Raw genomic sequence first — 13,151 nt, forward strand, 5'->3', positions numbered from 1 at the left:
CACCCCCGCCCAGCAAAGCCGTCACCCTCGAGGACCACATCCTCGAAGCCACTGACGACATCCTGCGCGTCAGCGCCGGCCTTCAGTCCTTCCTGACCTTGCTGGAGCTGCAGAGCGACACCATCCCCCAAGGCATCGGCCTCCACGCCCTGCTTTTGCCGCTCAAGCAACAGCTGGTCGACACCGCCGACCGCCTGCAGGCACTGGTCTGACGAGGGAGAGCCTGCTTACCCGCCCAACGGATGAGCAGCGCTGAAAAGCAAACAGCGCGAGCCAACCGGTCTCGCGCTGTTTGCATTCTGGTGCGATGGCATTCAAGTCACGGCGCTCGCAAACGCCTCAAACGCGCTGGCCTCCACCGGCGGACAGAAGAAGTGGCCTTGCCCGTAGTCGCAGCCGGCAGCCAGCAGGATGTCGCGCTGCGATTCGGTCTCGATGCCCTCGGCAATCACGCGGATGCGCAGTGCATGCGCCATGCTGATGATGGCGTGGCACAAGGCCACGTCGTCCGGGCCCCGCGTCAGCGAGCGGATGAAGGACTGGTCGATCTTAATGTAGTCGATGTCCAGGCGCCGCAGGTACGACAAGGACGAGTAGCCGGTGCCGAAGTCGTCGAGCGCGATCTCGATGCCGGCCGCCTGGAAGCGGGATAGCTGGTCCATGACATCGGCGTTCTGCTCCATCAGCGAGCCTTCGGTGATCTCGATGACAAGGCTGCCCACCGGCACGTTCCTGCGCTCGATCATGCTGGACCAGGACTCGGGCCCGATCGCAGGCGCGCTGAACTCCACGGGGGATTTGTTGACTGAGATCTGGAAGCCCTTGCCCAGCAGCACCTGCCAGCGCGCAAGCTGGTCCAGCGCTTCGGTCAGCACCCAGCGGCCGATGTCGATGATAAGGCCGGTTTCCTCCGCAACGGCAATGAAATCGGCCGGGTGGATCGGCCCGCGCACCGGATGGTCCCAGCGGATCAGGGCCTCGGCCTTGCAGACCTTGCCCGTGCGCAGATTGACAATGGGCTGGTAGTGCAGCGCGAACTGCCCAGACGCCAGCGCCGTGCGCAGGTCCTGCGTGATGCGCAGGCGCTCCCTCTCCGCCTGCAGCAGCGCCTGGGTGAAGACCTTCCAGCGATTGCGGCCCTCCTCCTTGGCGGCAAACATCGCCTGGTCGGCGCACACCAGCAGGTCCTCGGCGTTGTCGGCGTCCTTGGGCCAGGTCGCCACGCCGATGCTGGCCGACACCACCACCAGCTCGCCGGCCAGGTGGTAAGGCGCGGCAATCCGCTCCAGGATGGCCTGGGCAATGCCCCCGGCAACGCCCGCATCGCCCACCGCGGGCAGGATCACGGTGAACTCGTCGCCGGCCAGCCGCGCCACGGTATCCCGCGCGCGCACCGATGCCGCAATGCGCCGCGCCGCCTCCAGCAGCAACAGGTCGCCCTGGTCGTGGCCGAGGGTATCGTTCACCTCCTTGAAGCGATCCAGGTCGATGAACAGCAGCGCCAGCACATCCTGTGTGCCGCGCGAACGCTCGATCTCCTGCCTCAGCCGGTCGAAGAACAGGCGGCGGTTGGGCAGATCCGTGAGCGCATCGAAATTCGCCTGGTGCCGGATGACTTCCTCCGCCTGGCGTTTCTCGGTCATGTCATGGATCAGCGCAACGCGGCGGCGCTCGCCATACGCGTGGGCCAGGTAGGTATCCACGGTCAGGTAGGCGGGAAACTCGCTGCCGTCTTTGCGGCGGATCGAGAATTCGCCGCTCCATCTGCCCTTGGATGCCACGGTGGTCCGCAGGCGCTCGACCAGCCCTGGCGCATTGCCTGCCCCGCTGACGATATGGCCCGGGCGGCCCTTGACCTCCTTGGCTGTATAGCCAGTGGCGGCGGCAAAGGCCGGATTGACGTCGATGATGGTGCCATCGAGCGACGTCACCACCATGGCCTCGCTGCTGGATGAATAGACCAGCGAAGCCAGCTTCATCTCCTCCATATGGCGCCGTCGCTCCCCCATGGAGCGGCGCAGGCTGTAGTACAACAGGCCAAGCAGCAGCGTGGAAGCCATGGCACCGGCCAGGGCAACGCGGCGATAGACCTCGTAGGGCGCCAGCACTAGGCCGACGGACTCCCCCACCACGAAATTGAGCCCGAATTCCGGCAAACGGTAATAGCCGAAGACCCGCTCCACGCCTTCGGAGCCCGACACCGCCCGATAACTACCAGACTGGGGCGACCCGCTGGCGAGGTACGGCCTGTTGCTGACCGCCCTGGCCAGCGTGCCCTCCATGGCCGGCACGCGCGCAATGACCTGGCCGGAAGTCTTGACGACCGACGCCACTTCGCCATCGCGGTTTGTGAACGACTGCGCAAAGCTGGCGAACTGCTCCGGACTGACCGAGACCACGATGACCCCGTCGAAGCTGCCCGCGCGCAGGATGGGGCGCGTGAACTGGATCGACCATTTGCGCGAGACCTTGCCCTTCACCGGGTCGCTGATGAACAGCATGTCGCGCCCGCCCGCGTTCTGATGGACCCGGAAATGCTCGCGCTCGCTCAGGTCGACCTTCTGGCCGGGCGTGGGCGGAGCGATGGACGAGTAGATGAGCAGGCCATGCTTGTCGATCACCGATACCTGGAACGACAGGTCCACCACCAGGTTCTGCCGCTCGCGCACCATGTCGATGAATCCCGGCTGGCCGACCAGCCAGCTGGCCCGCAGGTCGAGGAGGAACTCGGACAGCCGCAGGATGCTGGATTTCGAGTACGCGCCGAACGCCTGGGCCTGCGCCTGGGTACGCTCCGCGGCGTCGTGCAGCAAGCGGTCCCGCTCGCTCACGAGCTGAAACGCCGCGAACGCCCATGTTGCAATCAGCCACGCCGCCGCCGCCAGGTTCAACGGGGAGAAGAACTGGTGCAGGCGCTGCAGCGCCTTGCCATATCGGGTGGTCGAGCGTTCTGGCATCAAATGGGTATCGCAGCGCAGCGAAGAATCGACATCGATAGAGGCTAGTCGAGGTCAGCGAACCCGACAAGCTGCACGCACTCTAGTCCCGTGCTCACCGCGCGGAGCCGGGCCGGCGTGCGCCGAAAGCGGCACGTCGTGATCATGCCCCGCTCGACTAGTGGGCACGTGGGCGACTATGTGCCATTCCGGCCTGATTGACGTCCCCCAAAAGGGGGCTAAGGCATTTTCGCCACGGACATTTCGGCGCCGCTGTCGGAGCCAGGCGTTATACCGAAGGTAGGGCGGCGTTCCAGCCCCGACTCCGGCGACCTCCCCGAATCCTGCCTTCCGGGCAATCCGCACCGCCCGCCGTACATGGAAATCGCTGGCTACTACCACAATGGATTGTCGGCAGCATTGCTATCTGGATCTCAAGCCACCTACAGTTCAGCCCTTATAGAGCTATCCGGGATTTTGAGTAAGGTAGCGAGTTTGGTATCCCTCTGGACTAGCGCAACGTCACGACTTCACCGCACCAACCAGTGCCCAACCGGCTCACCATCACCAACGCCGCGCCCGTGCCCTCCGCGGCGACGATACACCGCCCGTCCTCATCCCAGAACGCGCTTTTCCCGATCGGTGACCATCCGCCCGTGTCCCCGCCGTGGTTCGCCATCAGCACGGCAAATCGGTGCTGCGCCGCATATCCTTGAAGCAATGCTGTATCCGCGTCGTAGCCGCTCGCGGTGATCAGCACGCCAGCGGCGTACAGGCTCGCGCCGGTGGAGGCAGCCTGCACCGGATGCTCGGGATGCCCAGTATCCGCGCAGATTGCCAGGGCGACGGTCATCCCGTCGACGGATATCGGCCGGCCTCCTGACCCCGGGACGAAGACCGAATCCTCTCCCGGATGCAAATATTGCTTCGTATAACAGGAAACTGTCCCGTCCGGACCCAATGCCAGGGCGCCGATCCGGACGACATCGTTGAACCGCAACGGCGCGCCGACGACAGCGGTCACCCCTCTTCGAACGCACTCATCCCTGAGCGGCACCAGACGCGCATCGTCATCACGGAACGCCAACTTGTTCGCGACAGTCCATTCGTACCCGGTCAATGAAAGCTCTGGAAAGACGACCATGCGTGAACCTCTCACGGCGGCTTCGCGCAGAAACACCAGATGCCGATCAACGTTCTCCTGCACGTCGCCGGCAACGGAAACAGATTGGGCCGCTGCTACGATGAAAGGCACTGACATTGTGAGATTCCCGCAAATGGTATTGGATGCAACGCCAGAGGAGTTTAGCTTCGCCTGCGGCCATTGCTGTGCCTGTCTCAGGCCCTCGCGCTCGGACAGGTATCATCGTGACAGTCCGCCGTCCGTTGCGGTATTGCTTCAATGGAACGTTCCTTTCCATGTCCGAATCTTCAGATCTCGCTGAAACCCTCACACTTGCCGAGGTCCAGGCGCTGGCCGACCCCAAGACGTTCGCGCGCGGCAAAGCCTATTTCCACGACGGCGCCGTATCTCGCCTTGAGGAGCACGAAGGCGCTCTTCGCGCCAGTGTCCGCGGCACGCGCCGTTACCGTGTCAAGCTCACCGTCACCAACGATGGCGAACTTGCTTATGAATGCAACTGTCCGGTAGGCGACGACGGTGTTTTCTGCAAGCACGCGGTAGCCGTTGCACTCTCCTGGCTCGAGAACTCTGGCGAAGAAGTATTCCATGCCGAAGAGAAAACCCACGAGAAACCACGCAAGAAGCGAAAGACTTACGAGGAAGTGATTCGCGAATACGTTGCGACGCTGGACAAGGACGCGCTTCACGAACTGCTGCTGGAAGCCGTCGAGCATGACCTGACGTTACGCGACAAACTGCTGCTCGCCGCGCGTGCGGCACAGGCATCCGACTTACCCAGCATGAAAACTGCGGTGCGGCAGGCAACACGCCTTTACCGGCCGCTGGACTGGAGGGAGGCTGGCGCATACGGCGACAGCCTGATGTCGCTGGCAGACATGTTGCGCCAGAGGCTGGCTGGGCCGCACGCGGCGCAAGTGGTCGAACTGTCGGAACTGGCGATTGCCGGCGCGGAAAAAAGTCTCGAGCAGATTGACGATTCCGGTGGCGAGGTGATGCCTGGCATCATGGAGCTGGCGTCTGTCCATCTAGACGCATGCAAACAGACCGGCCCCGACCCGGTGAAGCTTGCGGAGCGACTCTTCCGACTGCAGACAGAGGGCGCATGGGACACCTTCTGCAATGTTTTGCCAGCATATGCAAAGCCCCTGGGCAAGAGCGGGTTGCGTCGCTATCGTCAACTGGTGGGCGAGTCCTGGGAAGCCCTCCCCGCGCTTGCTCAGAGCGCGGAGTTTCGCCAGTCATTTGACCCCCGGCGTATGAAGCTCGAGCAGGCCATGCAAGCCCTGGCCGAGCTTGACGGCGATGTAGACGCACTCATTCGCATTCGCTCCAAAGACTTGTCTAGTCCATACCGCTTTTTGCAGGTGGCGGAACTTTGCGTGAAGCACGGTCGCCTCGACGAGGGGCTCGCGTGGGCGGAGCGCGGCCTTAGGGAGGCGGGCGGGAATGTTGACTCGCGCCTGCTCGACTTCTGTGTCGATGCCTATCTGCGTCGCAGAGCGTTCGACCAGGCCGATGCGTTGGCATGGCGCCGTTTCGTGATGCACCCGACAGCCGGGGCGTTCCCCGTGTTGATGGAGGTTGCGACGGCCATCGGCAGGCTTGACGAAACACGGGAACGCGCACTCAATCACCTTCTGGCGCTTATCGAGCAGGAGGAGTCGACCGGAAAATCGAAGCGCAATGCGTGGCAGACGCCGACGCGCACCGAACTGGTCAAGATATTCCTGTCCGAGAACAAGAACGACCTGGCCTGGGATGCCTTCATTGGCGGTCCGGTCGCAACGCAGCTATGGGCCCGGGTGGCAGCTGTTCGCGGCAGGACGCATCCACATGACGCGATTAGCCTCTATCAGCAGCTGCTGCCCATCGCTGTCGATAGCGGTGCGGGCAGCGCGCGCTATGACGAAGCATTTGAAATCGTACGCGCCATCGGCAGCCTGCGGACAATGCTGAGGGAGCAAGCGGAATTCACCCGCGAACTGGAGGCGATTCGCGCGACCTATCGCGCAAAACGCAACTTCATCAAGTTGCTCGCCACATTGGCTTGAACCCTCACAAAGCCTGGGCAAGGTCTGATCGCTGCGCAGAACGCCGTCAGGACGCTTGGTGGCGAAGGAGGTCGTGTCAATGTACGCGGACCCGGCACTGGAAACGCGTGCGTTCAGGAAGAAGCGTTGAGGGGTAGCTGCGCAGGAGTCAATACTCCCTCAGCACCCATCCACTGATCGCGGCGAAGTACTCACGGCGCCAGGGGTTATATCGAAGGTAGAGCGGCGTTCCAGCCCCGACTCCGGCGACCTCGCCGAGTCCTGCCTTTTGGGCAGGTCTGCAGCGCCCGGCGTACATGGGAATCTCCGGGTACCACAAGGGGACGTGGACGCCGTTCCATTGCTCGCAACCCGTGCTTCCGGCCTCTTCGGATAGTCCACGGTGCGACACAGACACAGGCCCGGACTCGACAGTCGGCTTCGACGATCGCTACGTGCTGTTGGATAGCAAGACGGCGCAGCCGCTTGCCAGCACTGAATATGCGATACGTCGAGCCAGCGGCGACGCTGAGTTTGGCATCACTGACGCTGAAGGCAGAACGCACCTATTGGCAGCTAACGCGCAGGCGGAAGACGTCACAATCTTCGTTGAGGGGTGAGCCATGACGAATCAGCTCGTATCTCCAACCTCTGGCAAGACCTTGATTCCCATGGCAACACGGACAACCACGCCCGTGCCGGCGGACGAACCAAAGCCTATTCAAGTCGAGCGGGAGTTCATCGAAGTCGTGATCTTCGATGGCCGTCTGATTAGTCGTGGTTCGCAGTTCGGCCACGTGGCCATAGAGATCGATGGCACCGTTTACAGTCGCGCACCTTCGATCTATTTCAAGGGATCCTATACTAAGTACCTGCGCAGCAATACGGCACAAACCGTGTCGGACGAAACCGGAGACCATTCCGGCATGTATCGGGATGGCATCGGCATGTACCTATGGGTGTCACAGCGTGAAAAGAAGCTGATCCGTGATGAACTGGAAATGCGGGTCGCGGAGAACTCAAGGTACAGATTGTTCGGCAATTCGTGCAGCACAAATGTCGCTGATGTACTAGAACTAGCGGGGATTCTTGCGCACGACCCACGCGGTTTCGATCTGGTATCGCCGGCTGACGTGCTAATGGGGCTGAGAAGATCGAATCGGCTGGTTGAGGAACGACACTACAAGAAGGGCTATGAAGGTGGCGCGTCGGGAAACTGGTAAGGGCAGGTCCTATGTTGTATGGCTAGGTCTCGCAGCTGTTGCCGTTGGCCTATTTGGCCTGGTCAACGGCTATCGCTTCGATTTCGAAGGCCGGTTCGTTGCGAAACGTGTTGCGCTATACCAGGAGTGGGAAGGCATGCTAGACCCTGCGGCGAAGGTGGTCGGCTATGCTGAGCCCGGCACCGAATGCAGGTTGTTTCAGGTCGGCGCGAAATCGATACTGAACTTCCGGGTCAAGTGTGGCAATCTGATCGGCTGGACGACGGAAGGCGATTCGTTCGACCCGCCCATTACTACGCGCTGACGGAAGAATGAAGTCTCGCCAAATTGCTCCTTCCCCATGTCCGAATCTTCAAAGCTTGCTGAAACCTTCACACTTGCCGAGATCCAGGCGCTGGCCGACCCCAAGACGCTCACGCGCGGCAAAGCCTATTTCCACGCGCTAGGTCGTGGCGCTGCGCCTAAAGCTACGTCCCGCCGCGCGCGGTGACGCCGATGCAGCCCAGGATTGGTATGACGATGCCGCCCCGGGTCTTGGCAAGGCCTTTACCGACGAGTTTGTTGAGTGTGCTGGCCTTCCTGGTTGAGCATCCGAGTGTCGGGTCCCTCCGTTACGCCCACCTCTTGCCAGACGAATCGCTGCGCGTCTGGTCGTTCCACCGCTTCCCCTTCCAGGTGTTCTACCGTGTGAGCGGCGACGTGCTGGACTTCGTGCGCGTTCTGCACGGGACATCGTTGTGAGCCTGATCGCGCACTGAGCCGGGTTGGCTGTCCGCGGACGACGCTCGGGCTCAATACTCCTTCAACACCCATCCACTGATCGCCGCGAAGTACTCCCGGAGCCAGGCGTTATACCGAAGGTAGAGCGGCGTTCCCGCCCCGACTCCGGCGACCTCCTCGAATCCTGCCTTCCGGGCAATCCGCACCGCCCGCCGTACATGGAAATCGCTGGTCACCACCACAATGGGATCGGTGGCGGCGATGCCCTGCTCTTCTAGCAAGCGCCGGCTGAACAGCAGGTTCTCCTCCGTGCTGGTACTACGCCCTTCCCGGACCACCCTGTCTGCTGCGACCCCACGGTCGATCAGATACTCAGCCATGATGTCCGCTTCCCGGCAGCGCAGCCCGAAATCCTGCCCGCCACTGACCGCGACCTTCGCCTGCGGCCAACGCTGAGCCTGCTTCAAGCCCTGATCTAGCCGCGCAACCAGCGTTGGCGAAGCGACGCAATTCGGCGTGCCGGAACCGAGGATGACGATGGCTTTCACGGGCGAGCTTCCTGGGATGGCGGCTTCGGTGCTGCGGTGGATGTTGTAGAAAAAAATGGCCACGGTCGCCAGCCACAGTGCGAACGCGATCCATGCTGCTTGCCATAGTTGCTGGCGCCTGTGGCTGGCGGCTCGCCAGTGGGCTACGCGGGGCCACTGCCATGCAAGGAGCAGGAATGACGCGCCGATGCAGCCTGGCAGGACGATGCCGAAGTTGAACAGGCCCATGGTCATCAAGGCGATGGCGTCGGAGAGAAGCAGGGCGCCGCATAGCGCAAGGCCCATGCGGCGCCAGAACGCCTTCGTTTTCATTCCCTGCATTGTGGTGGCTCGATTCAGTGTGAGAAAGGTTCGACAGCGAGCGGCATTGGACACTACCTCACCGCATATGTCACCAGGTAGAGCGATGCCGTGCCCACAACGAGTAAGCCCAGCAGTTGGACTAGGCGCCTCGGCGTAGCGTCGCAAGCCCTCCCGCCCACCACGGCGAACACAATCGATGGTCCCAGAATGTAGAGGCAGAGCAAGACTGTGTACCAGGTAGGCACAGTGCAAGCGCCAACGTCCCAGCACCCCGCCAGGCCGACATTTGCGGGCACTCCGGCTGCGCTACGGTCATCCTTGAACCGTTCCAGAGGTCATTATGACCCCCCTTCGCGCGAGGCCATTCAGCAATACGCGACACAAATTCTAAGGACCTCTGAGTGCAAAAGAAGGACCAACTTTAAGGGTCGGCCTATGGATGCACTAACTGGGGTTGGGTACATCTTGGCGTTGGTAAAGGCGATCTTAGCGATGGGGGCAGATCTGAACCCAACAACGCGAACCATCGCGGCCACGGGTGCCCTTAGCGTCAGCCTATGCACGTTGCACGCGGGGCGGAATCGGACTCCATTCAGTTGTTTGAGGTGAAACAGTTGAGCAACCCTCCATCACGCCTCCGGTCTTGCGCGAGGCACGAGCATGACGGATTCTCCCAAGCTCACTTCCGAGGAACGCTTGCTGGCAGCCATTGCCTATGGTGAATCCTCAACGCGAGACCAATATGAAGAAATGGCGGCGCTGGCAAGCGTCATGGTTCGTCAAATGAAGGCACGCGGTTATTCATCTATCGATGCCTTCACATCAAAGGATAAGAATTTCTCATTTGTGAGAACAGATGGCAACGCGCTACGCCAAGTTGATGAAGTCCACGGAAAAGGATGCGCACCTCATGCCGTCACTACTAGACCTGGCGGAGACCCCAGCGGAGGCGCGGCACGCGTTGCTGCTGCGTGCCTGGCAAGCCGCGCAATGCGGCGATCCGCCTGTCGTCTGCGCATGGCTGCAAGGACCGGCGCCCGTCACGGACGTCGCCAGCCATATGGCGGCATGCCTGACGGGCACCGACCACGGCGAAGGGCATGCCCTGTGGCGCTTCTACGATCCCCGCGTTTTCGTGCATATGGCCTGGCTACTGTGGCCTGAGCAACTACATGCGTTGTTCGGGCCGTGCAAGGTCTGGGGCTTTGCCTGGACGGGCGACTGGTACGCACTGGACCGGCCGCCGTCGCAGGCACAGCCAGACAGTGCCGATCCCCGGCCCTGGTGGCCCGACGCGAGCCAATGGGCCACGGTCAAGCAGACCACTGATATCGAGCAGGTCCTGGTCCGCATGGCAGGCAAAGCCAAGCCGTCAATTGCGCAGGCGCCCAACGTGGACCGGCTGCTGCGTTTCGCCGCCGACGAACTATGCGTGTCGAGTGACCTTGACCGCAAGCACTACGCCACCTATGCCGCCGCGTTTGGCCAGCCCTTCGAGAACCACACGAAGTTGCAGGCATTGTGGCCCGCCGTCGCCAGCGGCGAGATGACCCTGCGCCAGGCGCTGGCCCAATTGTCCTCCCACGATTGGCAACTCATGAAGATCATGGCGGAAACCGCCAGGAAAACCGCAAGCGCCTCACACTATGGATAACGCCACGTCTGCTGTTGACCGCTTCACACCGTCCGTCAAGGGCTGCTCGTTTTGCGACCATCCGCCCGGTCTCGCCGTGCTGCCGGTACGCTATGCGGTGGTCGGCCCGGAGGGCAAGCAAGGGGCGCCGGCCCTGGCCGGGAACTTCAAGATCGTGGACGCACCCGCCCAGCTTGGCGGCGGTGCGCAGTACACGCTGCGGGCCATGCGTCCGGGCTTTCTGTATGTGTTCCACGAAGCCTTGCAACACTGGGATTGCTATCTCGTGCTGAATGGCGGACACCTGTGGAAAATCATTCCCGAGCGCCCGGCGCCGCCCAAGACGCCGACCGAATCCTTTTGCAGCGTGGGAATCGGTCACGGCTATACGTCGATGTACTTCACGATTCCCAACCTGAAGGACGCGACGACCGTCTGGTATGCCTATTCGCATGTCCAGTGGACCCAGGCGCAACTAAATGACAACAAGAACCAGCCGGACCTGCGCAAGAAGCACATGCAGTCTCTGGACGTGAAGGCATGGATGGGTGGCCACAATGCCCCGCATGCGGCACGGATGACGGAGCTTGGCAAACAGGTTGCGTCGTTTGCCATGCCGCCCAAGGATCAGGACGAGGCGTTCAAGTATCTGTCCGCGCCGCCGCGCGTCAAAGCGGACGACCACCTGGACCTGATCGGCATCCCAGCGGGCGCAATCCTGTCTGAAGCCATGGAGCGGGTCTCGCCTGGCGATGCCATGCTGCTGGCTTTCAATGATCCGCTTGGCATTGCAGAGGATCTGGGCAAACTTACCAATCCGAAGCTGCATCCGAAGGCCAACAACAGTGTCATCTGGGATAAGGCAACCGATCTGTTCCTGAATACGCTCGAAAAGAACATTCGAGCCAACGCGGAAGCGCAGCACACGAAGGAGGCCGAGGCGGCCCTCGCTGAGGCGGAGCGCACGGCGACCACGCCGGAAGGATTTCCAGCTTACGAACTCATGTCAGCCCTGTTCAATGGCAAAGCGACCGCCGAGCGCTGGAAGCGCGAAGACGCCGCGCGGGAAGCCACGCGCCTTGAGAGATTGAAGGCCGCCAGCGACGCCGCATGGAAGCCCTACGAAGATGAACTGACGCCGGGCAAGCGCCACCAGAATCTGGCGCCGCGCCTCAAGATGCTCAACGAGAATGTGCTCGCACCGATTGCGGCGTCGCTCGCGCAATGGCTCGTGAGCCCCCAGCTTGCCGCCTACATGCAGTACCGCCATGACAAGCTCGAACTGCCGCATGGCTATGTCTACAACGAGTCGCTGACCCGATGCCTGGAAAATGCGCTGGATACCGTGGAGTGCCGTCGCGTAATCAAGCGCTGGTTCGACGACGCGAATCCGGTACGCCACGATAATCTGCTTGCGCGGGCGCTGATGCTGGATCACAAGCCCATCATCGACACCGTGGCGGACCCGACCGACCAGGGATATGGGGCGATCTTCGGCATCCTGAAAAGCGGCATCGATAACATGGGCGTCATGGCAAAGGGCCTCACACTGCCCGAAGCGCTGGCGAAGATGAGTCTGGTGCCGCGCCTGACCTGGATACTTGCCGATGAGGTTATTCCTGCCCTGGCCAACAAGGTGGGGTCGGCGTCCGCCCGGTTGGCCTTGTATGGCATGAGCCTGTCCAGCGGCGTACGGTTGGTTTCCCGTACCGCGAGCGTCATGCAGATCCGTGCCACGGTGCTGAGCGACCTGGAGGCCGTCAATCCAGCACTCTACAAGCAGTTAGGCCGGACCCAGCGCCGCGAGGAAGCCGCAGCCTGGGCGCGGCGGGCCAGCAGCAAGCTCGCGCAGAGCGCGAGGCTGGTCTGGTTCAGGACCGAGGATCTGGGGAGCAATGCCGAACTGAGCGTGCTCAAGCTGCGCACGGAAAATGACGTACCCGGCGTGCGGCAAGTTATGGCAGTCTTGGGTTCTCGCTTCGTGAACGTCGGTGCGGTTGCCTGCATCCTGCAAGGGCTGGCGCTCTATCACGCCACCCAATCCTTCCGCGCGGCTGGCGAGTTCGATGAGGTGGAGAAAGGCACCAAGCTGGTGGGCGGCTTGGTGGCCATGGCCGGCACCGTCGCAGAGCAAGCGGGTGTCGCATTGGAGAAGGCACCGACGCACCCGCTGGTTCAGCGCATCATGTGTTCGCCACCCAAAGCGAAGTGGGCAGAAACGGGGAAGAAATTGGCGGTTAAGGGCCGCTGGATCGGTTTCGCCGGGGCCGTTGTGGGAGTCGGATGGGACGCTTATCACGGAGCCGATGAAGGCCGGAAGGGCAACTATTTTGTTTCAGGTCTGTACTTTACGTCGGCTGGATCTGGACTTGCCACTGCAATCCTTCCTCTTGCTTCGGAAGAATTTCTGGCCTTCCTCGTCGGCGTACCAAGTTGGCCGTTCCTCGTCGTGCTGTTCGCTGTGAATGTTGGCATCCTGCTTCTGGATGATCCCGCCACCCTCAAGTGGATCAAGCGTTGCCGCTTCAGCAAGGCTCCCGCCAGCGAGCACTACAGCAGCCTGGAGGCGGAATCGTTTGAGTTCGTGCAACTGGGTCTCAAGGACACCAAGTGA

The 13,151-nt window shown here is 62.0% G+C and carries 10 protein-coding genes; 7 read left to right on the plus strand and 3 right to left on the minus strand.

Annotated features, from left to right (window positions below; translation table 11 throughout):
* A partial coding sequence (locus tag AC3WRR_RS32485) for a DUF1484 family protein (RefSeq protein ID WP_492299156.1) occupies positions 1-212 on the plus strand: 212 nt, incomplete at its 5' end.
* Between the two features lie 102 nt (positions 213-314).
* Here the strand turns inward: AC3WRR_RS32485 and AC3WRR_RS32490 are convergent.
* Together AC3WRR_RS32490 and AC3WRR_RS32495 are read right to left on the minus strand one after the other, a co-directional pair.
* Positions 315-2,957, minus strand: coding sequence for a bifunctional diguanylate cyclase/phosphodiesterase (locus tag AC3WRR_RS32490; RefSeq protein ID WP_492299158.1), 2,643 nt, complete (start codon positions 2,955-2,957; stop codon positions 315-317).
* A 490-nt stretch (positions 2,958-3,447) separates the two neighbouring features.
* Complete coding sequence (locus tag AC3WRR_RS32495; protein WP_492299160.1) at positions 3,448-4,197, minus strand: carbon-nitrogen hydrolase family protein; 750 nt, start codon at positions 4,195-4,197, stop codon at positions 3,448-3,450.
* Positions 4,198-4,355: 158 nt separating this feature from the next.
* Between AC3WRR_RS32495 and AC3WRR_RS32500 the strand changes: the two genes are divergently transcribed.
* The 4 genes from AC3WRR_RS32500 (at position 4,356) to AC3WRR_RS32515 (ending at position 8,074) form a co-directional block, all read left to right on the plus strand.
* Positions 4,356-6,131 (plus strand): SWIM zinc finger family protein, encoded by a 1,776-nt coding sequence (locus tag AC3WRR_RS32500; protein ID WP_492299162.1) that lies wholly within the window; start codon positions 4,356-4,358, stop codon positions 6,129-6,131.
* A 602-nt stretch (positions 6,132-6,733) separates the two neighbouring features.
* Complete coding sequence (locus AC3WRR_RS32505; RefSeq protein ID WP_492299163.1) at positions 6,734-7,333, plus strand: hypothetical protein; 600 nt, start codon at positions 6,734-6,736, stop codon at positions 7,331-7,333.
* A complete protein-coding gene (locus AC3WRR_RS32510) occupies positions 7,305-7,637 on the plus strand; it encodes a hypothetical protein (protein ID WP_492299165.1) in 333 nt (110 codons plus the stop codon). The genes AC3WRR_RS32505 and AC3WRR_RS32510 overlap by 29 nt, the downstream gene beginning before the upstream one ends.
* Before the next feature lie 209 nt (positions 7,638-7,846).
* The gene (locus AC3WRR_RS32515; RefSeq protein ID WP_492299167.1) at positions 7,847-8,074 is read left to right on the plus strand and encodes a type II toxin-antitoxin system RelE/ParE family toxin; all 228 of its coding nucleotides are present in this window, start codon (positions 7,847-7,849) and stop codon (positions 8,072-8,074) included.
* A 50-nt stretch (positions 8,075-8,124) separates the two neighbouring features.
* Here AC3WRR_RS32515 and AC3WRR_RS32520 read toward each other — a convergent pair whose 3' ends face one another.
* Entirely contained in the window at positions 8,125-8,922 is a 798-nt protein-coding gene (locus tag AC3WRR_RS32520; RefSeq protein WP_492299169.1) for a YdcF family protein, read from the minus strand.
* Positions 8,923-9,760: 838 nt separating this feature from the next.
* On the opposite strand from AC3WRR_RS32520, the gene AC3WRR_RS32525 reads away from it, so the two are divergent.
* The gene (locus AC3WRR_RS32525; protein ID WP_492299170.1) at positions 9,761-10,558 is read left to right on the plus strand and encodes a DUF4123 domain-containing protein; all 798 of its coding nucleotides are present in this window, start codon (positions 9,761-9,763) and stop codon (positions 10,556-10,558) included.
* On the plus strand, positions 10,551-13,151 hold the full coding sequence (locus AC3WRR_RS32530; protein WP_492299172.1) for a T6SS effector BTH_I2691 family protein: 2,601 nt from the start codon (positions 10,551-10,553) through the stop codon (positions 13,149-13,151). Before AC3WRR_RS32525 ends, AC3WRR_RS32530 begins: the two co-directional genes overlap by 8 nt.

The organism is Cupriavidus sp. FW305-3-2-15-C-LB2, from assembly GCF_058787575.1.

What these genes read in the sequence shown, in the direction of transcription:
- AC3WRR_RS32490 (WP_492299158.1), bottom strand. Translation starts at nt 2,957, where the DNA reads ATGCCAGAACGCTCGACCACCCGATATGGCAAGGCGCTGCAGCGCCTG.
- AC3WRR_RS32495 (WP_492299160.1), bottom strand. Translation starts at nt 4,197, where the DNA reads ATGTCAGTGCCTTTCATCGTAGCAGCGGCCCAATCTGTTTCCGTTGCC.
- AC3WRR_RS32500 (WP_492299162.1), top strand. Translation starts at nt 4,356, where the DNA reads ATGTCCGAATCTTCAGATCTCGCTGAAACCCTCACACTTGCCGAGGTC.
- AC3WRR_RS32505 (WP_492299163.1), top strand. Translation starts at nt 6,734, where the DNA reads ATGACGAATCAGCTCGTATCTCCAACCTCTGGCAAGACCTTGATTCCC.
- AC3WRR_RS32510 (WP_492299165.1), top strand. Translation starts at nt 7,305, where the DNA reads ATGAAGGTGGCGCGTCGGGAAACTGGTAAGGGCAGGTCCTATGTTGTA.
- AC3WRR_RS32515 (WP_492299167.1), top strand. Translation starts at nt 7,847, where the DNA reads ATGACGATGCCGCCCCGGGTCTTGGCAAGGCCTTTACCGACGAGTTTG.
- AC3WRR_RS32520 (WP_492299169.1), bottom strand. Translation starts at nt 8,922, where the DNA reads ATGCAGGGAATGAAAACGAAGGCGTTCTGGCGCCGCATGGGCCTTGCG.
- AC3WRR_RS32525 (WP_492299170.1), top strand. Translation starts at nt 9,761, where the DNA reads ATGGCAACGCGCTACGCCAAGTTGATGAAGTCCACGGAAAAGGATGCG.
- AC3WRR_RS32530 (WP_492299172.1), top strand. Translation starts at nt 10,551, where the DNA reads ATGGATAACGCCACGTCTGCTGTTGACCGCTTCACACCGTCCGTCAAG.